We start from the raw sequence: 22,289 nt of genomic DNA, 5'->3' as shown, positions 1-22,289 counted from the left end.
CCCTCTTTTAGAAAGAGGGTTTTTTTCTTTGGCCTCCTATAAACTAAGCACTTTAGGAAAAGATAACTATAAAATTACTTTTCAAACAGGAGGCTAACATGAAGAAGACACTTTTTAGTGCTTTGTTAATCTGTTTAATTTTAATCATTTCAGGATGCGGAACGAATAAAGCAAATCCGGAGAATCAGGATCAGCCTGCCACAGAAGAGAAGGGGAAGGATTTATGGTCAAAAGTGAAGGATGAGGGGAAACTGCTAATTGGAACAGAGGGCACGTATCCGCCATTCACGTTCCATGACGATAAAGGGGAGCTAACTGGTTTTGATGTGGACATCTCAAAGGAAGTGGCCAAAAGGCTTGGTGTGAAACCGGAATTTCTGGAAACACAATGGGATGCCATGTTTGCCGGATTGGATTCAAAACGATTTGATATGATTGCAAACCAGGTGGGAATTCGTCCTGATCGGCAGGAGAAATATGATTTTTCGGATCCTTATATATCTTCTTCAGCAGTTTTGATTACACATGAATCCAATAATTCAGTTTCGAGCTTTGAAGACATAGAGGGCTTGAAAGCCGCACAGTCCATGACAAGCAATTATGCTGATTTGGCAAAGTCGTATGGTGCGGAAATTGTAGGAGTAGACGGATTTAACCAGGCAATTGAGCTGATTAATTCTAAGCGAGCAGATGTTACTCTCAACGATAATTTGTCATTTTTGGATTTTAAAAAACATAAGCCAGATGCTCCGGTCAAAATCGCTGATCAATCCGATGATGCTTCCCAAAGCGGTCTAATGTTCAGAAAGGGAAGCGATACATTGGCTGATGAAGTCAATAAAGCATTGGCTGATATGATTGAGGATGGCACGTACTTGAAGATTTCAGAAAAATGGTTTGGCGAAAATGTACTTAAGTAATATTTTTGCCAGCCCGGAAAGGATCGAAAGACTGATAGCGATAGGCATGAATTCATTTCAGCCATTGCTGGAGGGGGCCATTCTCTATACCATCCCGTTAACACTAATTTCCTTTATATGCGGGCTGGCATTGGCAATATTTACGGCACTTGCCCGCATTTCGGGAAATAAGGCACTCGGGGCGATAGCGAGAATTTATGTATCAGCCATTAGGGGGACGCCTCTTCTTGTACAGCTGTTTATCATTTTTTACGGGCTTCCAACGATTGGTGTGATTATTGATCCTTTACCCTCAGCAATTATTGGATTTTCGCTGAATGTAGGGGCGTACGCCTCCGAAATTATCCGGGCAGCCATCCTGTCAATTCCAAAAGGACAATGGGAAGCGGGATATTCCATAGGCATGTCTTATTCGCAGACACTTAAGAGAATTATTCTTCCTCAGGCATCCAGGGTATCGATACCGCCGCTATCCAATTCATTCATCAGTCTTGTAAAGGATACCTCTCTGGCTTCCATGATTCTGGTTGCAGAGATGTTTCGAAGAGCACAGGAAATAGCTTCAACCAATTATGAATTTTTGCTTTTATATACGCAGGCTGCCCTTATATACTGGGTGATCTGCTTTATGCTCTCGATCTTGCAGGGAAGGCTTGAACGCCGGCTGGACAGATATATTTCTTCATGAAAAGAGGCAGTGCTATAGATGATTAATATAAAAGGTTTGCATAAGCAATTTGATCAGCTGGAAGTACTGAAAGGAATCGATTTGGAAGTGAAGAAAGGGCAAGTGGTTGTAGTGATCGGGCCATCTGGCTCCGGAAAAACGACCTTGCTGCGGTGCATCAATGTGCTGGAGCAGCCAACTTCAGGAATTCTTGCCATTGGTGATCAAGTTCTCGACTTTTCCCGGCAGGTCCCGAAAAAGCAAATTCCACCCTTCAGACGCCTTACAGGAATGGTGTTTCAAAACTATAACTTATTCCCGCATATGACTGCACTGGAAAATGTCATGGAAGGGCCGGTTACAGTGAAAGGCGTATCAAAGGAAACGGCGAAGGAAAAAGGGGAACTTCTTTTAAGAAAAGTGGGTTTAGCGGATAAAGCGGGCTACTATCCTTACCAGCTTTCAGGCGGCCAGCAGCAGCGGGTTGGAATTGCCAGGGCTCTTGCGATGGAGCCAAAGGTCATGCTTTTTGATGAACCTACCTCCGCACTGGACCCTGAACTTGTTGGGGAAGTGCTGAAGGTGATGAGGGACCTGGCCGCTGAAGGAATGACCATGGTAATTGTTACTCATGAAATGAGATTTGCCAGGGATGCAGCGGATGAAGTCATTTTCATGGACGGCGGTATCATAATAGAACGCGGCAAGCCCGATCAGATATTTTCCAGTCCCAAAGAAGTCCGCACAAGCCAGTTCCTGAATTTAATTCAATGAAAAGACCTCTGCAGACAGGCAGAGGCCTTTTTTATCAAAAAAATGCTTCCTTAACAGGAAGCGGAAAAAAGGGGGATTTACACTTGTAGGATTAGTATGCCCGGCAGGAGAGTACATTATTCATATTTTCTAAATACATTAATTTAAACTTTTGGTTTCCTCATGCAGAGGTTTAATCAGACGTATTCGTGCTAAACTGAAAGTAGAATCCGGTGGGAGAGGTGTTAAAATGAAGGAAAATATTTTAGTTTGTGTAAGCAATCCCAATCATGCGGAAATACTGGCCCGGAGAGGAAAAAAACTGAAGGAAGCTTTTCAGGGAGAGGGATATATTCTCTCCGTAGAAAACCGGAAACAGGAAGAGTTTACTTTTAATGAGCTGCAGACAAAATACCTGTTCGAAAGTTTAGCAGAGAAATATGGGCTGAAGATGCTCGCCAAGTATGCGGGAGGCAAAAAAACGTCAAATGTAATCGCTGAAGTGGTCCGGGATTATGAAATTACCCAGATTATTCTTGGTCAGGCTGTTCAAACCAAGCTGGAGCGAATAGTAAGGCCTTCACTGATCAATGAATTATTCCAGCTGCTTGACGGGGTGGATATTCATGTCGCAGAAGTGTCAAGAAAGGTCCATGATCCTTCTGATGATACAGATAAAGGACTGCGGGCGCAGATTGTGAAAAAAGGCTCTGATTATCATCTTACCATTGGAGAAAATCACGAGAACGGGGTCAATGGCATCTTCTATAAAGAATTATCCTCCGACTTCTCAAATGGCTTTTTTGTAATACAAAGAGAAAATAACCATGAAGTTCTGCGTATTCACCATGGTATTGTTGATAATAATATTTTGGAAGATAATTAAGAAAGCCGGCCAGCCAGCCGGCTTTTAACATATTTAAATTAAGTCGTTTACATAATAAACTTTTCCGTTCTCAATTTCTTTATGCAGCAGCAGGCCGACCAATGCGTTTGCCACAGTATCCGTTTTTCTTAGCAATCCTTTCTCCTTATATGACTGGAATTTCTCCAGGTCATGAAATGCTTCCTTTGCTGAAGAGCGAATGGTTCCCTGCATTTCTGTGTCCATGATGCCAGGGCTAAAGGCAATTATCTTATGGCTGCTTCCTGCTGTCTGCAATTCCAATGCCGCAGTTTCCGTGAACATATTTAGTCCGGCTTTTGTGCTGCAGTAAGCACTCCACCCCTGTATGGGTCTTTCCGCAGCGCCTGAAGTAATATTAACAATGTTCATATCACTTGAAACTTCACGCAGCAGGATATTCGAAATCAATATAGGAGCAATTAAATTAACGTGAGCATTTTGAATGAATGCAGCATGATCAAGATTCCCTGCTGTACCGATTGGATCAATAACCCCTGCGTTGTTAAATACATATAGGGTCTCCGGCTGTTTCTCCTTCAATAAGCCCGTCAGTTCGCTTAGAGCCCTTTCAAGCTCATTCGGTGAGGAAAGATTGCAGAAATAATGGGCATAAAATACTTGATTTTCTGCAGCAAGCTTTGACAGCTCGGGATTCTCAGTCCTTGAGACAGCTAGGATGCCTATTCCTTCTGTTATCATTCTCTTGGCGATGGAAGCTCCCAAGCCTTTGGATGCACCAGTAATAATGGCTAATTTCACATTGATCACTCCTATTTCCTGTTTCGTTAACTTCTATTAAAACAGAAATTGATCAAATTTTCCTTTATCAGCCATTGCCCTTTCTGAATTCCATCATTTCATCTTCTATTAAATTAATGATTGAGAGGATAATTCCTGAAAACAGGGAGGCAGCTGTAATATTGCTTAACCCGAATAGAAGGTAAAGAATACATGTGCTGAAAAAAGTGAACAGGAGGCAATAATGGCATGCTTTAATTTTCCGCATTGACCGGCTCTGCCTTCCAGTAATATTCACTGAATACATCCGCAAATGCTTTAATGGAATTATTCAGTTCATCCAGATTGTTTTCCACGCCTCCGAACTCCAGCAGAAGGGCCCGTTCGGAAAGATCCTGGTTATAGACACCGTTGCCTTCACTTTTTCCTTTTATAATTACCCCCCTGCTGATTCCCTTATATTTTGCTTCCAGTGCCTGGTGAAGCTCCGTAGCCACTTTTAAGTTCTGTTCATAGTTCTTGTGCTCCTTGCCAACTACAAAAAACAGCCGCGCGTATGAATTCTGGCCAATTATGGCGGTTGTTTTTCCGCGCGGAAGTGAATCCCTGTGGATATCGATCAGGAATTTAACATCCTTATTCTCTGCCAAGGCTGCTTGGACTGTTTCCCTGGACATGGTGTAGGAATTTTCCCAGTTCCAGCCCTTCTTTTTCAGTTCTGCGGCTATATTGGTTTTATTATGCTCAGCACCTATGCCGTTTCTGGCCAGTTCTTCACTGAGCTTTTTCCCGACTGCAATAACATTCACCTGTTCATTGGGACTAACAGCCTCATCGGTATTCTTTACATCTTTTAATAACGGAGCAAATGATTCCCAGCTGTGGGAATGGTAGATGAAGACCCCTTTTTCCTCAGGAATAACCGGAGGAGCAGCATTTTCCCCACTTTGGCCGTTATTCATAGCCAATTCTTTTTCTTTTAAAAGGACTTCAAGCGGAGGGGCGGATTCCACTGGCAGGTTAGTAAAATCGGTACCCTCTCCGGCAATGGCAATACCGGTATCAAAAATCGAAAAACCAGGCAGCTCCCGGCCAAGGAACGTTCTTATATCCTGCGGCTGTGTGTTGGTTGCCAGCTTAAACAGGGTTCCAGATAAGGAATAGCTTTCGGCTGGAGTATCCCCCTGAAAATAGTGATTCTCAGCCTTTAAAAAGTGAATGAAGAGCTGGTCAGCCTTAATATCCTTAAGCAGCACATTCATATGTGACGAGGAAAAGGCAGCCGGATAAAGCGTAATAGCCCCTGCAAGCGCCACTATGGCACAAATACTGAAAAGCCAGCTGTTTATGTAAAAGAAGATAGAATGGACACTCAATTTAGAATTCATATAAATCCCCTCCACTCTTTAAATATATGACGGATAAGCCGATTTAGAAGATGGGGAGTGAAAGGAAAACGGGGTCATTTGACGAATTAAGTAAAAGAGCCTTTTAAAAGGAGATGTCGGGAATGGTACAGCATGTATTAGAAAAGGACGAACATAAAAAATTGGCTATCAGCTTATTCAACAAAGTGTGGGACTTAATGGAAAAACCTGATAAAACGGAAAAAGAAAAACATGAAATGATTCATATGGTGCACACATCACGCTATTACTGGGGAATGGTCGGACAGCCAGTTAACCTTTCAAGGGGAGAATGGCAGATATCCAGGGTATATACAGTCTTGAACCGGGCTGAGCCTGCTCTTTTTCATGCTAAAAGAAATCTGGAAATTTGTCTTTCTAACAAAATTGGGGACTTTGATTTGGCATTCGCATATGAAGCATTGGCACGTGCCTATCAGATAGCCGGTGATGAAAAAAATGTACAGCTGTATAAGATGCTTGCTTTCGAGGCTGCTGGAGAGATTGCAAATGAAGAGGACAAAATAGTGGTGCTGAATGATCTTGAATCCATTTAGTATAAAATACATAGTTGAAAGCAATTCTTGTACTAAATCTTAAAGGGCTTGAAGGGGCCTTATATTTTTTGAAAAGATTTCATTGTTTTATCACAAATGGACTTTATAGTTATCTTATCATAGAAAAATAACGTTAAAGAGAGGGACACTAATTTGAAAAAGGTATTATTCAGCTTAATGGCTGGTTTCCTTGTTCTAGCCGGATGCAGCCAATCAGAAGAAAAGCCTGCGAAGAACGACGAGGTGCCGCAAATTATCGAAGCTGTCATCGAGGTGCCTGAAACCATCAATCCTGGCGAGGAGGCAGCCCTTGCTGTCACTGTTAAGCATGGAGATGAGGCTGTAACAGATGCGGATGAGGTGAAATTTGAAATCTGGCAGGAAGGACAAAAAGAAAACGGTGAAATGATTGAGGCAAAGCACGACTCAGAGGGTAAATATACTGCTGATCATGCCTTTGCAGAGGATGGCCTCTACTATGTTCAGTCCCATGTTACGGCAAGAAGCCAGCATACCATGCCAATGGTTTCGATACAGGTTGGTGAAGCAAAAGCGGAGGACTCAGGAGCGGGGCATGATCAAGAAAATGCGGGCCATGAAGAAGGACACTCTCACGGCCATGGTGGTGAGGTAACCATAGAGCTTGAGGCTCCAGACCAAATCCATGCAAACGAACAAACACAATTATCAGCCTTAGTTGATAATGAAGGGGAACCTCTGGCGGATGCTAAAGTAAGGCTTGAAATCACACTGAATGGTGCAACACCCCAATGGGTGAACATGGCTGAAGAAGAACCGGGCAAATACACAGCCAGCCACCAGTTTACAGATGAAGGCACTTATACCATTACCACACATGTCGAAAAGGGCGACGACATTCACGAGCACACAGAAACTGAATTAACGGTGCATTAAATACTTTTCAGCGGGGTTAAATAACCCCGCTGAATTTTTATTTGGAGATTTATTAGAAACACAATTCTTATCGGTAACTTTCGGGCACAGAACACCTGAAAGTCTGAAGACGCCCCGGCCAAAAGAGCATTATCGATCAAGGCTTATTATGAATCCGGGACAGATACCCCACTCCCAGTTTCATGATAATATAAAAGGAGAGATTACAGAAAAGCAGGTGTCAGAGAGATGTCAGATACACATTTGCATTTTAATACGGGGATTGGAGTCCAAAAGCCTAATAGCATTCGAAATAAGGATATCAGCTGCCCTTTTTGTGCAAGGGAAGAGCTGACAGATATCATCGCGGTAGAGGATTCAATTATTTTGCTGAAAAATAAGTATCCTGTTCTGGAAAACTCCTATCAGACGGTGCTGATCGAAACGGATCAATGCGACGGTGAGCTGTCGGTTTATCCTGAGGAGCATTTGGTCAGGTTAATTTCATTTGGGCTAAAACATTGGATCTTAATGGAAGAAAGCAGGGAATATGAGTCTGTATTATTTTTTAAAAACCATGGCCCATTATCCGGGGGAAGTATCGCCCACCCGCATATGCAGATTGTGGGATTGAAAAATATTGATTACAAGGAAAAAGTTCAGGCTCAGGATTTTGAGGGGCTCCTTATTCATGAAGAAAGCGATACGGTGTTTACTTTATCGACTTCCCCGAGAATCGGTTTTTATGAATTTAATGTGAAGCTCGCCGACCAGGATGATATTCCGTACTTTGCGAAATGCATCCAGACTGCGGCACATTATATTCTGAATGCCTTCCCTTTTCCTAGTAATAGTTATAACTTGTTTTTCTACAAGCTGGGCAGGGAGATTTACGCGAAAATCGTTCCGCGCTTTATTACAACGCCAATTTTTATCGGCTACAGCATCCCCCAGGTGCCTAATAATCTCGAGTGGATGAGAGATGATATAAAAGTGAGATATTTCAGCGGGGAGTTTAAAACGGGGTCTTAATACTCTTTGCATCGAATAAGAAGATGAGCGCAAATAACCATTCACAGCAATCGTAAAAATTTGAAATAATAACCATTCGCTTTTAGAAGTTGTGATTTATCTCTATAAAAAATATAATGGAATATTGTAACGAGGAATAAATTGACGTACTTATGATATTCCTTGCTGTGAGCTCCGTATGCCTTATAAGCTAAAAGGCAAATGGTCTGTTAATTGATTGAAAGTATAACTTCTTGAGTTAGATAACTGTTTATCCGCAGCACCTGCCCCCTCAAAGTTACAAGCCGCTTCTCCCAAGAAGGCAAAGGACGCCTCCCGTGAGGCTCGGCTTGTGCTTGAGGCCCGCAGAATTAGGAAGGCAGCCTTCGTCCGCACAAACTTCGCACATGCAAAAGTCAGCAGCTTTTCGGAGGATGCGGCTTTCTTAGTCTTCGTTCCTTCGTGGGCAAGGTGCTTCCGCTTTTCTTTAAAGGAGAATGATCATGACCTCAAATCGATATACACCTCCTAAGCTGGACTGGGGCTTAGTTTTAATATTAATGCTGCTATTCCTGGTAAGTGCCATATCTATTTACAGCGCACAGACAACAGGGCAATATACAGAAAACTTCCTTTTGAAGCAGGTTGTCTGGTATACAGTAGGAACAGGTATCATCGCTGCGGTAATCACACTGGATTCCGATCAGCTGAAGAAGATTTCCTGGTATGTGTATGGCCTTGGCATCGTACTCCTGGGATTCCTGATTGTGGCGCCAGCAAGCATAGCTCCTGTCATTAATGGGGCAAAAGCATGGTATAAGGTTCCGGGGATGGGTTCCCTTCAGCCAGCTGAGCTTGTTAAAGTGTTCATTATTTTGGTATTGGCGAAAACGATTGACGAGCATCATCAAAAAAATGTATATAAAACCATGCAGACTGATTTATGGCTGCTAATTAAATTGGCTGGATTAACAATGGTGCCCCTGCTGCTGGTTATGCAGCAGCCCGATTTAGGTACAAGCCTTGTATTTCTGGCCATCATGCTTGGCATGATTTTCATTTCAGGAATCAGCTGGAAGCTGCTGGCACCGATTTTTGGAACAGGAGCTGCTCTTGCAGGCACTATTTTATATTTTGTTTTGTGGCATCCGGATATTCTTGAGAAGTATTTAGGAGTAAAGGAGTATCAGTTTGCGCGCATTTATTCCTGGATTGACCCCTATAATTATCAAAGTTCAACCGGGTTTCAGCTGACACGTTCACTCCTTGCCATCGGATCAGGTGAAACAAGCGGGAAAGGATATGGAACGAGGGAGGTGTATTTGCCTGAAAGCCATACCGACTTTATTTTCAGTATTGTAGGGGAAGAATTTGGTTTTGTAGGTGCAAGCGTTGTTGTCAGCCTTTTCTTTCTGCTGATTTACCATATTACCAAGATTGGTATGGAAACGAAGAACAATTACTATACCTATATTTGTGTAGGTGTTATCAGCATGGTTACATTCCATGTCTTTCAAAATATCGGAATGACTATCGGCCTTTTGCCCATTACAGGGATTCCACTTCCTTTCATCAGCTATGGAGGAAGCTCGCTGATGGGGAATATGCTGGCGATGGGGCTGATTTTCTCCATTCGCTACCATTATAAAAAATATATGTTCTCGACTAGTGATTAAATGGAAAGAGCGGGCTTATTATAGCCCGCTCTTACTCAATAATGCCGGTTTCTTCGATATTGACTTTGCATTTAACATCAAATTCAAGCGTTTTATAATCATCCTCCCACTTTTTATAATCAAAATTCCGGTGCTGTGTTTTTTTTATTTGGCCAAGCCCGACTGGATCAATTTCAAGTTCCTGAAACCTCTTCAGCAGCTTGAGGCATTCCCTTTCAACCTTTGTCTCCAGCTTTTTTTCAACATCATCAACGACCGACTTCTCCAGCTTATTGCCGGTATACTCACGGATAATGCCTTCAATATTAATGCGAATGGAAGCGCGATTATCAGTAATCTTAATTTTATGTTTGGAACTAATACTCTTTATAGCGGCAAGATTTCCTTTATCTAGCTTTATGTCGAAATTTCCTTCACTATATTTATCAACCAGCAGTTTAAAAAAGAACAAATCTTTTATCGGCAGGATATCTACCTCCTTATCCTTGTCGAAGAGACTAATTCCTACTATCTCCACCTTATCATCCGCAATTTTTTTGATGCGGGGAAGGAAAGTATCTCTCCCTTTCTCATAATAATCACGGGAAACGATGTGAAGGTTGGTTTCCGGAATATCCCGATGTTCAATATTATGCTGTATTAAATTATAAATGTAAGTTGAATTTCCCCTTGTTCCATACTCTCCCTTCATCACGTCTTCTGCTTTATCCTCTGAGGTCACAACAAATACCCGTGCCCCTATACTCGGGTCTCTTTGAAAGGAATCTATCAGGTCATAGATCCCATGTTTCGAAATATCCGATCCGAAGACGGCCACCTTTAACCCGCCTGTCACTACCGGCTCAGATGATTGCTTGGTTACATCTATTATAAGATCCTGCCTGAGTTTTCCATTACCTGAAAAAGTCCGGTTTATTACACTTTTATCAGGCTGGAATTCCTGAAATAATACTGTCCCTCTGTATTTGTCTTTTGGATCCTCAGCTAAATCGTAGCCAACTCCTACTTCAATATTAATATCATCCAATATTTCTTTGTCCACACAGCCGGAAAGCAGCAGAAGAATACAGATAAGAAGCAGTTTTTTCATTTCTTCTTCCTCCCCTTTTTCAGCTTCTTGGCGATCATGACAGCAGCGAAAAGCAAAGGAATATAAATAAAGTTGAATGCAAATCCCATTTTGCCAACAGAGTCGTTAAGCATATTAATTTTGTCCCTTGTATCCAAAAAAATTATCATGAAAAGCACTGCGGCAACAACAAAAAATACACCCACTTTCTGACGGATATTAAAGACCCTTTTAATGAGCCGTGAGGCGATCCAGACGGATATGCACACATTAGGAAGAATAATTAAGTTCCAGTTGGCAATTCCAATATATTCAAACCGTTCAACAAAGGGCATTTCAACTATTTTCCACATTGTTAAACTGGCCCAAATTTGCTTGGACAGCTGTGCTTCAGAAAAATAAGCAAAGGTAATGATGGCTAAAATCGTGTATATTAATGTAGTTGTCAATACGGCTAAATGAGCCCATTTCTGCGATTTTTTTGGCTCTTTAATAAAAGGGTAGAAAAATATGATGCTTTCAAACCCAATAAAAGTAAGTGACATACTGTATGAAGCAGTAAGCAGCTCTTTTATGGAATGATCCCAGATGGGCAGCAGATTGTAAAAGTTGGAGAATTTAATTGCCCAGCCAAATGTGAGGAGAAGGTAAGCAGGCAAAACAAGCCCAAAAAATGAGATACCCACCACTGTCCTAAATCCCCCAAAAATAATGTATACACAAAGTGCCATAAAGAGTAAGGCGAACCAGAAGGTGCTCATTTCAGGAAACATCCAAACCTGTATGACTTCAATAAATGTCCTTAATACCGTTAAGGAGAACAGGATGAAATAGCCTATAAAAATGGCACTTAGTGCTTTGCCAATAAAGTTTCCTGCAATGTATTTATGTGCAGTTACAATATCACCGCCAGCAGTATCACAGATTTTATAGATCATCCAAATAATGCCGTGGATACATCCGCCTGCAAATAGTATCGACATCCAGGCATCGTATCCTGCATCCATTGCAATAATCCTCTGATACCCTAATACGCCAATCCCGATTTGTATAGACATGACCATGAAAAATACTAAAAAGGGGGATATTTGTAATCTCTCTGGCAGTGGCTGTTCCTTCACCTGGTTCACCTCCATATGATGATCTTAAACGCTGCGAGCAGGTTCCTGCTTCATCATTCATCAATATCTTTTTTCTTTTTTTCTTTTTTCTTGCTGAATCGGATAGGGTTCTTAGTCCTTAAGAAAATCGGCCGTTTCGATTGTGCTTCAAATGGGAGCCTGATAAGAGCATCCTTCATATCCATTACCCGAGGGGGGAAGAGCGGTTCAAGGAATGGCCTTCCAAGTGAAGTCAGCCTGGTTAAATGAGTCAGCAGTATACAGAAGCAAAATACAATTCCGAGCAGACCCCATAGCTCTGCGAAAAACAGAAAAGGAAAGCGAAGCAAACGAATAGTATTGCCCATCCTGTATACAGGTGTTGTAAAGGAAGCGAGAGCTGCAAGAGCTACAATAATGAGCAGGACGTTACTCGTCAGGCCAGCTTCTACAGATGCAGTTCCTATTACAATCCCTCCCACGATACCGATTGTCTGGCCGACCTTCGTCGGAAGGCGTGCTCCAGCTTCGCGAAGCAATTCAATCGTAAGCTCCAAAAACAGCGCTTCAAGAATAGGAGGAAGCGGAATTTCCCGCCTTGATGTGATTAAAGTACTCATCAAATCCTTAGGAATCAGTTCATAATGATATGAAAGAGTTGCTACATAAATAGGTGTTATTAAAATAGAAAACGTAACCGCGAACACACGGATAAGACGGAAAAAAGAAGATAAAATCCAATTTAAAAAATAATCTTCAAAAGAGCTGAAAAACTCAACGAGAGTAGTTGGCGTTATTAATACATGGGGTGAGCCGTCAACCACAATAGCGATTTTTCCTTCTGCCAATATCCCTGCGACCCTGTCCGGCCGCTCTGTATCAAGCAGCTGCGGGAAAGGGGAATTGGAGTTATCGCTAATCAGCTGGACAATGTAGGAGCTGTCTGTTATGGCATCAAATTTCACGTTATTAAGTCTCTGCCTGACAGTAGCTATATTATCCTCATTTGTGATATTTTCCATATAAAGCATTGCAATAGAAGTCTTTGACAGGCTTCCCAATGTGAATTCTTCAATGATCAGTTCTTTTACAGGCAGACGTTTCCTGATTAAATTCAAATTTTGGCCCAAAGATTCTACAAAGGCTTCCTTAGGACCGATAACAGAAAACTCAACCTCTGGCTGACTTAGACCTCTAACTATTTCTTTTTGCGCAGCTATAAAGCCGAAATGTTTGAGCTCTGTCTCAATAGTCAGCATGACGTAGCCATTCATCAGCTTTTGTTCTATTAAAGAAGGGTCATCGCAAATCTGCACATCCGCTACAGGGACAAGTTGTTTAATGTCTTCTATTTCCCGAAACTCGTCTTCGAGCAGATTAGGGAGAATACCATCTTGGATAATATTTTCATCGATTAAAGTAGACATGAAAGTAAGTCCAAAACGCACATCTGTTTTCTGGTTATAGTAAAAGATTTTTTTAAAGTCTTTGGATTTAATAAAGGATTGCTCCCACTCTTTATGCTCGATATCCTCTTTAATCCGTTTATTCTTTAACCATTTCCTCATAGAAATCACCATCATTTTCGGCATTACGCTTATTGTTGCCGGTTTTGGAAAACTTATGAATGGTAGGCAATAAAAAAGGTTTAGGTGCGGGGGAAATAGTGGCGGAATGTAAAAAAGGAACCTGGGTCAGGTTCCTTTTTTGTCGAGCTCCAGCACCTGGTGTCTGTCGGGCAGGCGGTGAAGCTTTCAATATATATTGAGCTCTCATAAAAGAGGGGGTATTATGGGAGCGCAATCACAAATTTGGCATTACTTTAAAAGGTATTTCTCTATGTCATCCAACAGCAGGTTAGCAGCCTTAACGCCACCAGCAGTATTCCAGATGGTGTCACTGACTTCATGAACATTGCCTTCCTGAGCTACTTTAAGGTTCTTGAATAAAGGATCTTCAAGCCATTCTTTAGCAAGCTTGTTTGCTTCGCCATCGCCTGTTTCATAAGTGAAGTAGAATAATACATCTCCATCCATGGCAGGAATGCGCTCTTTCGTAGCATTATTTTCAGCGAAGTCATCCACATTCTGGCTTTCTGGTCGTGCAAGTCCAATTTGATCAAGAATGACACCTGAGAAGGAGTCTTTATGGTAGATGCGGACGTCCCCAGCCATGAAGCGGACGATGGAAACCTCCTGGTCTAATTTATCGCCAAGGCTGGTTTTAATTTCTTCAATCCGGCTGTCATAATCAGCCAGGACTTTTTTGCCTTCTTCTTCTTTATTAATTGCTTTTGCATAAAGCTCAAAGTTTTCCTTCCAGTCCCCGCGCAATGTTTCAGCGAAAATAGTAGGGGCAATATCATTTAATTGATCATAGATTTTTTCCTGGCGCATTTTGTTGCCGATAATAAGGTCCGGCTGCAGCGCAGCGATTGCTTCTACATTGACTTCACTTTCTGTACCCACAACCTGAACATCTTTCATCTCATCCGTGATATGGTCATACCATGGATCGCCAGTCCAGGATTGAACGGCTCCAACTGGAGTAACACCCATGGAAAGTAATGCTTCTGTACCTTCGTTTGTCAAAATGACAACCTTTTCAGGTGTTTTATCAAGCTTAGTTGCGCCCATTGCATGCTCAACAGTATAGCTTGTATCTTCTGTATTTGTTCCTTCTTTATCCTTGTCAGCTTTCTCTTCCTGTTCACTGCTATTACCGCAGGCAGCAAGGAACAAGATTGTGAAAACTGAAAGAATGGCAAGTAAAGATTTGAATTTCATTATGTACTCCTCCATTTTGCATTGTTAATGATAATCATTTTCAATTGATAATTTTATACTAATGTGAACGCTTTACATTGTCAATAGTTAATTGAAAATCATTTTCATTTAATTTCAGAAATATCCAATGAAAATGATTTTCAAACTCATTGACAGCTAATCCTCTGTACAATAGACTGAAAATGTAACTTACCATACCAAATAGACGCAAGAAGGATCTTACTATGCTACTAAAAACAAATTCTCTGAGGTGGGCCGGGCTGCTTGCAGCTGCTCTCCTATTATTAGTATTAATGTCTTTCAGTATTGTATACGGTTATACCGACACAACCTGGAAGATGGCCATTGATGCATTTACAACCTTCGATGGAACGAATGAACACATAATCATTCAGTCTGTGCGTCTGCCGAGAGCATTGATTGCAGCTGCGGTAGGGGCAAGCCTGGCAATCGCGGGTGTCCTGCTCCAATCATTAACCAAGAATCCCCTTGCGGCACCTGAGATCTTCGGTATTAACGCAGGTGCCGGGTTTGCAGTTGTTATTACAGTAACGCTATTTTCCACCAGTAATCTGCAGGTCTTTACTTGGGTTTCATTTCTGGGAGCTGCTGTTTCCTTTATATTCGTATACATTATCGGGTCAATCGGCAGGGAAGGCCTGACACCGATGAAATTGACACTTGCCGGTGCAGCGATGAGTGCCATGTTTGCTTCAATGACACAAGGCTTTCTCGTCATCAATGAGACTGCTCTGGAACAGGTGCTGTTTTGGCTTGCCGGATCTGTATCAGGAAGGAAGCTTGAGACACTTTCAGCTGTATTCCCCTATTTACTAGCTGGCTGGATTTTTTCACTCGTTATTGCTGGAAAATTAAACGTTTTGTCAATGGGGGAGGACGTAGCAAAGGGGCTGGGCTTGAAAACGGGATTGCTTAAACTGGGTGCCGGCATTGTTATTGTGCTTCTGTCAGGAGGAGCGGTTGCTGTTGCAGGTCCTATAGGCTTCCTCGGCATTGTCATTCCACATTTGACCCGGGCTGTCGTTGGCATTGATCATCGCTGGGTGATTCCCTATGCAGGTCTTCTTGGCGGGATGCTCCTTCTGATTGCAGACATAGCATCAAGGTACATCATCATGCCGCAGGAAGTCCCTGTCGGCGTTATGACTGCCGTCATTGGAACTCCTTTCTTCGTGTACATTGCCAGAAGGGGGTTCAATAAATAGTGAAAAAATATTATAATCTCCGCCTTTTAGGCGATAAGATATCTTTTTTAGTAAACCGGAAAGCACTTATCACTTTTTTATTTTTGGCAGCAGCTGCTGCTGGAGTATTTGTAATCAGCACCGGCACAGGTGAAATGAAAATCAGCCCCCTTAAGGTTGTACAGGTGTTCTTTGGCGGGGGGTCAGATATGGAAAAGCTGATCATTCAGTCATTCAGACTTCCAAGAATCATTGTTGCCTTTATGGTGGGAATGGCGCTGGCTGCTGCTGGAGGAATCCTGCAGGGAATTATCAGAAATCCGCTTGCATCTCCTGATATTATCGGTATTACAGGGGGAGCATCTGTAGCAGTTGTAGGTTTTCTTGCTTTTTTTAGTGATAAAAACAATGCATTAACTGTAAGTATTAATTGGATGCCTCTTGCTGCTTTTGCGGGTGCTGCAGCTTTGGCTTTTCTTGTGTATTTTCTAGCTTACAAGGACGGTGTGTCGCCAATACGCCTTGTTCTTATTGGAATTGGACTTGCAAGTTTGACGAAGGCACTTACCACTCTGATGATGGTCTTTGGGCCAATTTTCCAGGCAAGCCAGGCGAATATTTGGATTACCGGGACAGTCTACGGTTCAAATTGGGATAATGTCGCCATTTTGGTCCCATGGACGCTCGTGTTTCTGGTGCTTGCGTTTATTCTGGCACGCAATGTTAATATCCAGGAACTTGGCGATGATATTGCGATGGGAGTAGGCAGCACTGTACAGAAATACCGGTTTCTGCTCCTGATGGTCAGTACGGCATTGATTGGCGGCGCTGTGGCATTTGGCGGCGGGATAGGCTTTGTGGGCTTAATGGCTCCTCATATGGCGAGAAGGATGGTCGGCTCTGCTTTTGGCGCTTTGCTTCCGGCTTCTGCATTGATTGGAGGCATCCTGGTCATGGCTGCCGATCTGATAGGCAGGACTTTGTTCTCGCCGCTTGAAATCCCGGCGGGGGTGTTTACAGCCAGCATTGGCGCACCTTACTTTATTTACCTGCTTTTTAAGACAAGAAACGCATAAGCTGGAAAAGCTTAAAGCTCGTATCATACCGGCAACTGGAGAGCCTATAAATATAGATATTAGGAAAAGGAGAGGGCAGACATGACAGCAGGGCAAGCAATCGCTACAAAAGACTTAACCTTGTCATATGGAGACACCATTATAATTAATGAGCTGGACCTGGAAATTCCAAAAGGGGAAATCACTGTATTTATTGGTGGAAATGGCTGCGGGAAATCAACATTGCTAAGGTCTATTGCCAGGCTGCTAAAGCCGAAATCTGGTGCTGTATTACTGGAAGGTGAAGCTATAGCCAAGCTTTCCACAAAGGATGTTGCCAGAAAGATGGCGATTCTGCCCCAATCTCCTTCAGCTCCGGAAGGACTCACAGTGCTTCAGCTTGTCAAACAGGGAAGATACCCTTATCAAACTTGGCTGAAGCAATGGTCTACTGAAGACGAATTAAAAGTCAGAAATGCTTTAAAGGCAACAGGAATGGAAGAATTGAAAGACCGGACAGTGGACTCCCTATCCGGAGGGCAGTGTCAGAGGGCCTGGATTGCCATGACTCTTGCACAGGACACAGATACCATTCTGCTGGATGAGCCAACTACCTATTTGGATATGACACATCAAATCGAAATTCTTGATTTATTATTTGAGTTGAATGAAAAGGAAAAACGGACCATCGTCATGGTGCTTCATGACCTGAATTTGGCCTGCCGGTATGCTCATAATATTGTGGCAATAAAGGCTCAAAAGGTTTTTGCTCAGGGCAAGCCGGAACATGTCATTAACTGCGGATTGGTTAAAAACGTTTTTGGCATGGAATGCGAAGTGACGATGGACCCGTTATTCGGCACACCTCTTTGCATCCCATATGGAAAAGGGCGCTGTATCTTAAAGGGGCAAGGGATCCCGGGATGATTAAATTGACAGGAGAACAGGCAGAAGCTCTGGGGCAGTTCAGACTTACCCGGGATTCAGAGGAAAGCTCTCCTTTAACCATTAAAGTGGGAAATTTACTGGACACAACTCAAACTGGTGCTTATCTGGATAAAGTGAAAAACCATTTAGGAGCACCTGATAAAAAAACAGCAGCTTCCATATTATTGAAAAGGTATGCCTTCCTGCCTGTCATTTACTTGTATTGCATGACGTCCTGGAATGTAAAGCTGGATATCAGGAATGAGAATATCACAATAGTCAGTCAGGATAGAGATGGACTATGGCTTCCGGGCTTTCGCTTTACCCGCCTTCATGGCCAAGGCGCTGGTAAGGAGAGAGAACAATGGAGAGAGGATGCTGTACGCACTCTTTTTAGCAGCCATATTTCTCCTTTGCTCAATAAAATAGCAAGTGAGACAAAAATCTCAAAACTAATTCTTTGGGAGAATATTGCGATTTACCTGTTCTGGCTTTACGAAAAGGTTTTACCATTGGAAACATGCTCTGAAAGGGCGGCTGAAGATTATAGGTTTATCCTGGAGGAAGCTTCAGGCAATTTATTCGGCAGCGAGACTGCTAATCCCTTAAGGAAATTTGACAGCAGAAAAATAGTGATTGAAAGCACTGGAAAAACAGTAAGACCGAGGAAAACCTGCTGCTACTCTTACTTGACCAGCAGCGGTAAACGATGCGGGACTTGCCCGCATTCCTGCAAGAGCAAAAGGAGGAATCCTGATGAATGATCGTTTAAAGGAACAGCTGGATGGCCTGCTTGAAAAATATACCGAACTCTTAATCGGTGAGGCCAGTCCGGAGTTAATCGAAAAGGTGGAAGCTTGGGCATTGTACTCATTTATTGCAAAATCCATGCCTCCTTTAGCCAAGCATTGGAATGATACATACCCTGATGCAAAAGAGGAAATGAAAACACTCATAGCAGAAATTAAAACACTGAATGAAGAAAAGAGAAACCAAAATAAATAACAAAAACACCGCTGCCATCAATAGCAGCGGTGTTTAATTTTATTTTTGCTGCATGCAGAAAGAGTTGCGCTTTTGCTATTGCATCTGGCCATTGCCATAAGGCAATTGATTAGTATAGCCTTGAAACTGCTGATAAGACTGCTGGAGCTTCTGCTGATCTGCAGCTTCAACTTTATACCAGCCTTTTCTGAACATAAGGTTATATAATTCCCTCTGCTGGTTTTGTGTTTCATTGAATGCTGCAAGAATGTCCTGATATAGACTTTGATGGCTTGCCTCATTTAAGGCAACCGAATAAGCGCCTGTCAGATACTTTTCAGTAGACAGAAGATCATTCGTAAAATCACGCTCGTTCATTTGCGGTGTTTTATTCACCTGGGTTTCGGGGTTTTGAATCGTATTTGGATTCTGGTTCTGGTTCATTTTAAGGCTCCTTCCTATTGCATTCCCATAAAGTTTTGCTGGCTTTGCTGGTTTAAATGAACAAGCAGCTGCTGGTAGTGGCGCTGATGCATTTGGCCGCATTGCTCGAAATGAGTCTTTAGTTCCTGGTCCTGGCATTGCTGCGCATAAAAATGCGCTTTTTTACATGCAAGAAGGTTCCAGGAAAGCATATCTGTTAAGTAAAGGGCATCTTTAGTGGAAATGACAGCAGGAGGCTGCTGCATAATGCCCTGCTGGTTCTGCATATTCATATTTTGCTGTTGCATTTTTTTCCCTCCAATTTTAATAATACGCTTAATTCTTTATGAAGATATCTGGTTTCTATGGTTAAAATAATTTAAGGCAAACTATAAAAAACGCCAGGGATGCAAAAACAAATCATCTCTTATATTGATTATTTTGGCTATTTCTTTTCTTAGGTCCTTCCCTTTCAACCGTAGGTCCTGCATCGCCCTGTACACTTGCAGCGCTTACTCCTGCCTTAGAAGGATCTTTCTTCATTTTTCCCATTTATTTCACCTCCGTCACAGACTAAAAAATCTTTCCTTCTTAGATTGTCCAAAACACTTATTTCAAATTGCACAAAATATATCAGCAGGTCATTATGAAATTTCAAAACATTTGTAAATTTCCGCTTAAAATCATTGCGTAAATTTTGCAAATATTTTATAGTTATAATTAACAGAACTCATTCTAAAGAGATGCATATTTTTTTTGAAAATAAAATGAATGAGTATTCATTCAAAAGCAAAAGGGGGAAATAAAGTTGATCCAACAAATAAAAAAGGCAGCCGTTTTAGGCTCAGGAGTCATGGGTTCGGGCATCGCAGCCCATCTGGCCAATATCGGAATTCCGACACTATTACTGGATATCGCGCCTCGCGAATTAACCGATGCCGAAAAGGCAAAAGGGCTCTCTCTTGAAAATAAAGCAGTCCGCAATCGAATTAGTGAAGAAAACCGCCAAAAGCTATTAAAGCAAAAGCCCGCTCCTTTAACTTCCAAAAAGAATATAGCTCTGATTGAGGCAGGAAACTTTGAAGATGACATGGAGCGTCTGAAGGATGTCGATTGGATTATTGAAGTAGTTGTGGAAAACCTCAGCATAAAGAAACAGGTTTTTGAAAAAGTAGACCAGCACCGTAAGCAAGGGAGCATCATCAGCTCCAATACGTCCGGAATTTCGGTTGAAGCAATGTCAGAAGGGCGCTCGGAGGATTTTCAAAAGCATTTCCTTGGAACACATTTCTTTAATCCTCCGCGATACTTAAAGCTTCTTGAAGTCATACCTACTAAAAAGACTTCATCTAAAGTGCTGTCATTTATGAAGCAATTCGGCGAAGATGTACTGGGAAAAGGAGTAGTTGAAGCAAAAGATACTCCGAACTTTATCGCAAACCGAATCGGCACATATGGCTTGCTGGTTACAGTACAGGAGATGCTCAAAGGCGGATACAGTGTCGGGGAAGTGGATTCCATAACTGGGCCGCTGATTGGCAGGCCGAAAAGTGCTACCTTCAGAACGCTTGATGTAGTAGGTCTTGATACATTTATACACGTGGCAAACAATGTTTATGACCAGGTCGACGGGAAAGAAAAGGTTGTTTTTGAAGTTCCAGACTTCATGAAAGTGATGCAGGAAAAAGGCTGGCTGGGAAGCAAAACAGGGCAGGGATTCTTCCTTAAAAAGGGCAAAGAGATTCTGGAGCTGAATCCGGAAACACTGGAATATGGCCCGCGTCAAAAGCTTAAGACAGCTTCGACTGAGCTGGCCAGACAGGAAAAAGGGACTCCAGGAAAATTGAAAGCGCTTGTATATTCAGATGATCGCGCTGGCCAATTATTATGGAACATCCTTAGTTCCGCCCTTCTTTATTCAGCACAGCTCCATGGAGAAATAGCTGATGATGTGACAGCGATAGACCGTGCAATGAAATGGGGCTTTGGCTGGGAATTGGGTCCGTTTGAAACTTGGGATGCCATCGGAGTAGAGAAATCGGTTCAAAAAATGGAGGAAGCAGGCGAAGAAATGCCTGCATGGATAAAAGAGATGCTGGAAAAAGGCTTTCATTCTTTCTACAAAGAAGAAGATGGCCAGCGGTACTTTTACCATAATGGCGAGTACAGATTGATCGAGGAAAACCCTAAAGTAATTAATATAAAACAGCTTAAGAAGCAAAAAGGTGTAATTAAAAAGAACACCGGTGCAAGCCTTGTTGATTTAGGCGATGGTGTTGCATTGCTGGAGTTCCATTCTCAAAGCAATGCCATTGGATTGGACATTATTCAAATGATTAACTTTGCGATAGATGAAGTGGAGAAGAATTACAAAGGGCTTGTAATCGGGAATCAGGGCAAAAACTTCTGCGTAGGTGCCAATCTTGGGATGATTCTCATGGAAGCGCAGGATGACAATATTTATGAATTGGATATGGTAGTCCGCCACTTCCAGAATGCCATGATGAAAATTAAGTACAGCTCAAAACCGGTTGTTGCGGCTCCATTTGGCATGACGCTTGGCGGTGGGGCTGAAGTATGTCTGCCTGCTGCACATATACAGGCATCAAGTGAAACATATATGGGACTGGTTGAAGTGGGTGTCGGTCTGATCCCGGGAGGCAGCGGAAACAAGGAGCTTTATATGAAGCATCTTGAAAGTATGCCAAATGGTGTGGAATTTGACCTTCAAAAGGTAGCGAATAAAGTATTTGAATCGATTGCAATGGCAAAGGTTTCAACATCAGGCGAGGAAGCAAGAGACAATAACTTCCTGAACCTGGCAGATGGAATCAGTGTGAATGGGGACCATCTCCTTCATGACGCAAAGCAGGCTGTCCTAGCACTGCATGAGAACGGCTATAAGCCTCCCGTCCGCAAAAAGGTGCCGGTTGTCGGTGAAACAGGTTATGCAACCCTTCTGCTTGGAGCACAGGCAATGCTTTACTCCGGATATATCTCAGAGCATGATTTGAAAATAGCCAAAAAGCTTGCCTATGTAATTGCAGGCGGAAAAGTGCCATACGGAACAGAAGTGGATGAGCAATATTTGCTTGACCTTGAGCGCGAAGCATTCCTTAGCCTTGTAGCGGAACCGAAATCCCAGCAGCGCATGCAGCACATGCTTTTAAAAGGGAAACCATTGCGCAATTAAAGTGATAGATTGGGACAT

The 22,289-nt window shown here is 42.4% G+C and carries 25 protein-coding genes; 14 read left to right on the top strand and 11 right to left on the bottom strand.

What is annotated here, in order from left to right; genetic code table 11:
* Positions 1–98: 98 nt before the first annotated feature.
* The 4 genes from AC6CHU_RS23120 (at position 99) to AC6CHU_RS23105 (ending at position 3,226) form a co-directional block, all read left to right on the top strand.
* On the top strand, positions 99–920 hold the full coding sequence (locus AC6CHU_RS23120) for an amino acid ABC transporter substrate-binding protein (RefSeq protein ID WP_159871417.1): 822 nt from the start codon (positions 99–101) through the stop codon (positions 918–920).
* On the top strand, positions 907–1,608 hold the full coding sequence (locus AC6CHU_RS23115; protein ID WP_159871420.1) for an amino acid ABC transporter permease: 702 nt from the start codon (positions 907–909) through the stop codon (positions 1,606–1,608). Before AC6CHU_RS23120 ends, AC6CHU_RS23115 begins: the two co-directional genes overlap by 14 nt.
* Positions 1,609–1,626: 18 nt before the next feature.
* Positions 1,627–2,361: an amino acid ABC transporter ATP-binding protein gene (locus tag AC6CHU_RS23110; protein ID WP_159871423.1), complete on the top strand. Its 735-nt coding sequence runs from the start codon at positions 1,627–1,629 to the stop codon at positions 2,359–2,361.
* Positions 2,362–2,590: 229 nt separating this feature from the next.
* Positions 2,591–3,226: a histidine kinase gene (locus AC6CHU_RS23105; protein ID WP_498122881.1), complete on the top strand. Its 636-nt coding sequence runs from the start codon at positions 2,591–2,593 to the stop codon at positions 3,224–3,226.
* Positions 3,227–3,259: 33 nt separating this feature from the next.
* On the opposite strand, the gene AC6CHU_RS23100 is transcribed toward AC6CHU_RS23105, so the two are convergent.
* From AC6CHU_RS23100 to spoIIP, 3 genes are all read right to left on the bottom strand, one after another.
* Positions 3,260–4,006, bottom strand: a complete 747-nt coding sequence (locus AC6CHU_RS23100; protein WP_498122880.1) for a (S)-benzoin forming benzil reductase — start codon at positions 4,004–4,006, stop codon at positions 3,260–3,262.
* A gap of 67 nt (positions 4,007–4,073) precedes the next feature.
* Positions 4,074–4,253 carry a hypothetical protein gene (locus AC6CHU_RS23095; protein ID WP_159871432.1) on the bottom strand — a complete coding sequence of 60 codons (180 nt, stop codon included), beginning with the start codon at positions 4,251–4,253 and terminating at the stop codon, positions 4,074–4,076.
* The gene (gene spoIIP, locus AC6CHU_RS23090; protein ID WP_498122879.1) at positions 4,240–5,373 is read right to left on the bottom strand and encodes a stage II sporulation protein P; all 1,134 of its coding nucleotides are present in this window, start codon (positions 5,371–5,373) and stop codon (positions 4,240–4,242) included. Before spoIIP ends, AC6CHU_RS23095 begins: the two co-directional genes overlap by 14 nt.
* Before the next feature lie 122 nt (positions 5,374–5,495).
* On the opposite strand from spoIIP, the gene AC6CHU_RS23085 reads away from it, so the two are divergent.
* The 4 genes from AC6CHU_RS23085 to rodA all read left to right on the top strand — a co-directional run bounded on the left by AC6CHU_RS23085 (position 5,496) and on the right by rodA (position 9,529).
* Positions 5,496–5,948: a hypothetical protein gene (locus tag AC6CHU_RS23085; RefSeq protein ID WP_498122878.1), complete on the top strand. Its 453-nt coding sequence runs from the start codon at positions 5,496–5,498 to the stop codon at positions 5,946–5,948.
* A gap of 153 nt (positions 5,949–6,101) precedes the next feature.
* Positions 6,102–6,863 (top strand): FixH family protein, encoded by a 762-nt coding sequence (locus tag AC6CHU_RS23080; RefSeq protein WP_498122877.1) that lies wholly within the window; start codon positions 6,102–6,104, stop codon positions 6,861–6,863.
* Positions 6,864–7,091: 228 nt separating this feature from the next.
* Positions 7,092–7,874 (top strand): DUF4931 domain-containing protein, encoded by a 783-nt coding sequence (locus AC6CHU_RS23075; RefSeq protein ID WP_498122875.1) that lies wholly within the window; start codon positions 7,092–7,094, stop codon positions 7,872–7,874.
* Positions 7,875–8,356: 482 nt separating this feature from the next.
* A complete protein-coding gene (rodA, locus tag AC6CHU_RS23070; protein WP_251284829.1) occupies positions 8,357–9,529 on the top strand; it encodes a rod shape-determining protein RodA in 1,173 nt (390 codons plus the stop codon).
* A 31-nt stretch (positions 9,530–9,560) separates the two neighbouring features.
* Here the strand turns inward: rodA and AC6CHU_RS23065 are convergent, their stop codons facing one another.
* Genes AC6CHU_RS23065 through AC6CHU_RS23045 form a run of 5 tightly spaced genes read right to left on the bottom strand, consistent with a single transcriptional unit; the run spans position 9,561 to position 14,484 of the window.
* Positions 9,561–10,619: a Ger(x)C family spore germination protein gene (locus AC6CHU_RS23065; protein ID WP_159871447.1), complete on the bottom strand. Its 1,059-nt coding sequence runs from the start codon at positions 10,617–10,619 to the stop codon at positions 9,561–9,563.
* Positions 10,616–11,719, bottom strand: a complete 1,104-nt coding sequence (locus AC6CHU_RS23060) for a GerAB/ArcD/ProY family transporter (protein ID WP_159871450.1) — start codon at positions 11,717–11,719, stop codon at positions 10,616–10,618. Before AC6CHU_RS23060 ends, AC6CHU_RS23065 begins: the two co-directional genes overlap by 4 nt.
* A gap of 53 nt (positions 11,720–11,772) precedes the next feature.
* Entirely contained in the window at positions 11,773–13,266 is a 1,494-nt protein-coding gene (locus AC6CHU_RS23055) for a spore germination protein (RefSeq protein WP_498122873.1), read from the bottom strand.
* Positions 13,244–13,456: a hypothetical protein gene (locus AC6CHU_RS23050; RefSeq protein WP_159871456.1), complete on the bottom strand. Its 213-nt coding sequence runs from the start codon at positions 13,454–13,456 to the stop codon at positions 13,244–13,246. The genes AC6CHU_RS23055 and AC6CHU_RS23050 overlap by 23 nt, the downstream gene beginning before the upstream one ends.
* Positions 13,457–13,515: 59 nt before the next feature.
* Positions 13,516–14,484, bottom strand: a complete 969-nt coding sequence (locus AC6CHU_RS23045) for an ABC transporter substrate-binding protein (protein WP_251284825.1) — start codon at positions 14,482–14,484, stop codon at positions 13,516–13,518.
* A 224-nt stretch (positions 14,485–14,708) separates the two neighbouring features.
* Here AC6CHU_RS23045 and AC6CHU_RS23040 point away from each other — a divergent pair, with 224 nt between their 5' ends.
* The 5 genes from AC6CHU_RS23040 to AC6CHU_RS23020 all read left to right on the top strand — a co-directional run bounded on the left by AC6CHU_RS23040 (position 14,709) and on the right by AC6CHU_RS23020 (position 18,676).
* A complete protein-coding gene (locus AC6CHU_RS23040) occupies positions 14,709–15,710 on the top strand; it encodes a FecCD family ABC transporter permease (protein WP_251284824.1) in 1,002 nt (333 codons plus the stop codon).
* Positions 15,710–16,765, top strand: a complete 1,056-nt coding sequence (locus tag AC6CHU_RS23035; RefSeq protein ID WP_498122871.1) for a FecCD family ABC transporter permease — start codon at positions 15,710–15,712, stop codon at positions 16,763–16,765. The genes AC6CHU_RS23040 and AC6CHU_RS23035 overlap by 1 nt, the downstream gene beginning before the upstream one ends.
* A gap of 81 nt (positions 16,766–16,846) precedes the next feature.
* Positions 16,847–17,671: an ABC transporter ATP-binding protein gene (locus AC6CHU_RS23030; protein WP_498122870.1), complete on the top strand. Its 825-nt coding sequence runs from the start codon at positions 16,847–16,849 to the stop codon at positions 17,669–17,671.
* On the top strand, positions 17,668–18,435 hold the full coding sequence (locus AC6CHU_RS23025) for an IucA/IucC family C-terminal-domain containing protein (protein ID WP_251284823.1): 768 nt from the start codon (positions 17,668–17,670) through the stop codon (positions 18,433–18,435). Before AC6CHU_RS23030 ends, AC6CHU_RS23025 begins: the two co-directional genes overlap by 4 nt.
* Positions 18,428–18,676: a YusU family protein gene (locus AC6CHU_RS23020; protein WP_159871474.1), complete on the top strand. Its 249-nt coding sequence runs from the start codon at positions 18,428–18,430 to the stop codon at positions 18,674–18,676. Before AC6CHU_RS23025 ends, AC6CHU_RS23020 begins: the two co-directional genes overlap by 8 nt.
* Before the next feature lie 75 nt (positions 18,677–18,751).
* Here AC6CHU_RS23020 and AC6CHU_RS23015 read toward each other — a convergent pair whose 3' ends face one another.
* The 3 genes from AC6CHU_RS23015 to AC6CHU_RS23005 all read right to left on the bottom strand — a co-directional run bounded on the left by AC6CHU_RS23015 (position 18,752) and on the right by AC6CHU_RS23005 (position 19,630).
* Positions 18,752–19,099: a spore coat protein gene (locus AC6CHU_RS23015; RefSeq protein WP_159871477.1), complete on the bottom strand. Its 348-nt coding sequence runs from the start codon at positions 19,097–19,099 to the stop codon at positions 18,752–18,754.
* 14 nt (positions 19,100–19,113) lie between these two features.
* Positions 19,114–19,386, bottom strand: coding sequence for a hypothetical protein (locus tag AC6CHU_RS23010; RefSeq protein WP_159871480.1), 273 nt, complete (start codon positions 19,384–19,386; stop codon positions 19,114–19,116).
* A 112-nt stretch (positions 19,387–19,498) separates the two neighbouring features.
* Positions 19,499–19,630, bottom strand: a complete 132-nt coding sequence (locus tag AC6CHU_RS23005; RefSeq protein WP_076258846.1) for a YuzL family protein — start codon at positions 19,628–19,630, stop codon at positions 19,499–19,501.
* A 259-nt stretch (positions 19,631–19,889) separates the two neighbouring features.
* Between AC6CHU_RS23005 and AC6CHU_RS23000 the strand changes: the two genes are divergently transcribed.
* Entirely contained in the window at positions 19,890–22,271 is a 2,382-nt protein-coding gene (locus AC6CHU_RS23000; RefSeq protein ID WP_159871492.1) for a 3-hydroxyacyl-CoA dehydrogenase NAD-binding domain-containing protein, read from the top strand.
* Positions 22,272–22,289 lie beyond the last annotated feature (18 nt).

Source organism: Cytobacillus sp. GQ23 (assembly GCF_059758675.1).
The sequence above is the reverse complement of the archived record's forward strand: the minus strand, read 5'-3'. Positions and strand labels throughout refer to the sequence as shown.

Excerpts from the sequence above, each read along its gene's own strand:
- AC6CHU_RS23120 (WP_159871417.1), top strand. The coding sequence starts at position 99 with ATGAAGAAGACACTTTTTAGTGCTTTGTTAATCTGTTTAATTTTAATC.
- AC6CHU_RS23115 (WP_159871420.1), top strand. The coding sequence starts at position 907 with ATGTACTTAAGTAATATTTTTGCCAGCCCGGAAAGGATCGAAAGACTG.
- AC6CHU_RS23110 (WP_159871423.1), top strand. The coding sequence starts at position 1,627 with ATGATTAATATAAAAGGTTTGCATAAGCAATTTGATCAGCTGGAAGTA.
- AC6CHU_RS23105 (WP_498122881.1), top strand. The coding sequence starts at position 2,591 with ATGAAGGAAAATATTTTAGTTTGTGTAAGCAATCCCAATCATGCGGAA.
- AC6CHU_RS23095 (WP_159871432.1), bottom strand. The coding sequence starts at position 4,253 with ATGCGGAAAATTAAAGCATGCCATTATTGCCTCCTGTTCACTTTTTTC.
- spoIIP (WP_498122879.1), bottom strand. The coding sequence starts at position 5,373 with ATGAATTCTAAATTGAGTGTCCATTCTATCTTCTTTTACATAAACAGC.
- AC6CHU_RS23085 (WP_498122878.1), top strand. The coding sequence starts at position 5,496 with ATGGTACAGCATGTATTAGAAAAGGACGAACATAAAAAATTGGCTATC.
- AC6CHU_RS23075 (WP_498122875.1), top strand. The coding sequence starts at position 7,092 with ATGTCAGATACACATTTGCATTTTAATACGGGGATTGGAGTCCAAAAG.
- rodA (WP_251284829.1), top strand. The coding sequence starts at position 8,357 with ATGACCTCAAATCGATATACACCTCCTAAGCTGGACTGGGGCTTAGTT.
- AC6CHU_RS23065 (WP_159871447.1), bottom strand. The coding sequence starts at position 10,619 with ATGAAAAAACTGCTTCTTATCTGTATTCTTCTGCTGCTTTCCGGCTGT.
- AC6CHU_RS23055 (WP_498122873.1), bottom strand. The coding sequence starts at position 13,266 with ATGAGGAAATGGTTAAAGAATAAACGGATTAAAGAGGATATCGAGCAT.
- AC6CHU_RS23045 (WP_251284825.1), bottom strand. The coding sequence starts at position 14,484 with ATGAAATTCAAATCTTTACTTGCCATTCTTTCAGTTTTCACAATCTTG.
- AC6CHU_RS23040 (WP_251284824.1), top strand. The coding sequence starts at position 14,709 with ATGCTACTAAAAACAAATTCTCTGAGGTGGGCCGGGCTGCTTGCAGCT.
- AC6CHU_RS23030 (WP_498122870.1), top strand. The coding sequence starts at position 16,847 with ATGACAGCAGGGCAAGCAATCGCTACAAAAGACTTAACCTTGTCATAT.
- AC6CHU_RS23025 (WP_251284823.1), top strand. The coding sequence starts at position 17,668 with ATGATTAAATTGACAGGAGAACAGGCAGAAGCTCTGGGGCAGTTCAGA.
- AC6CHU_RS23020 (WP_159871474.1), top strand. The coding sequence starts at position 18,428 with ATGAATGATCGTTTAAAGGAACAGCTGGATGGCCTGCTTGAAAAATAT.
- AC6CHU_RS23015 (WP_159871477.1), bottom strand. The coding sequence starts at position 19,099 with ATGAACCAGAACCAGAATCCAAATACGATTCAAAACCCCGAAACCCAG.
- AC6CHU_RS23010 (WP_159871480.1), bottom strand. The coding sequence starts at position 19,386 with ATGCAACAGCAAAATATGAATATGCAGAACCAGCAGGGCATTATGCAG.
- AC6CHU_RS23005 (WP_076258846.1), bottom strand. The coding sequence starts at position 19,630 with ATGGGAAAAATGAAGAAAGATCCTTCTAAGGCAGGAGTAAGCGCTGCA.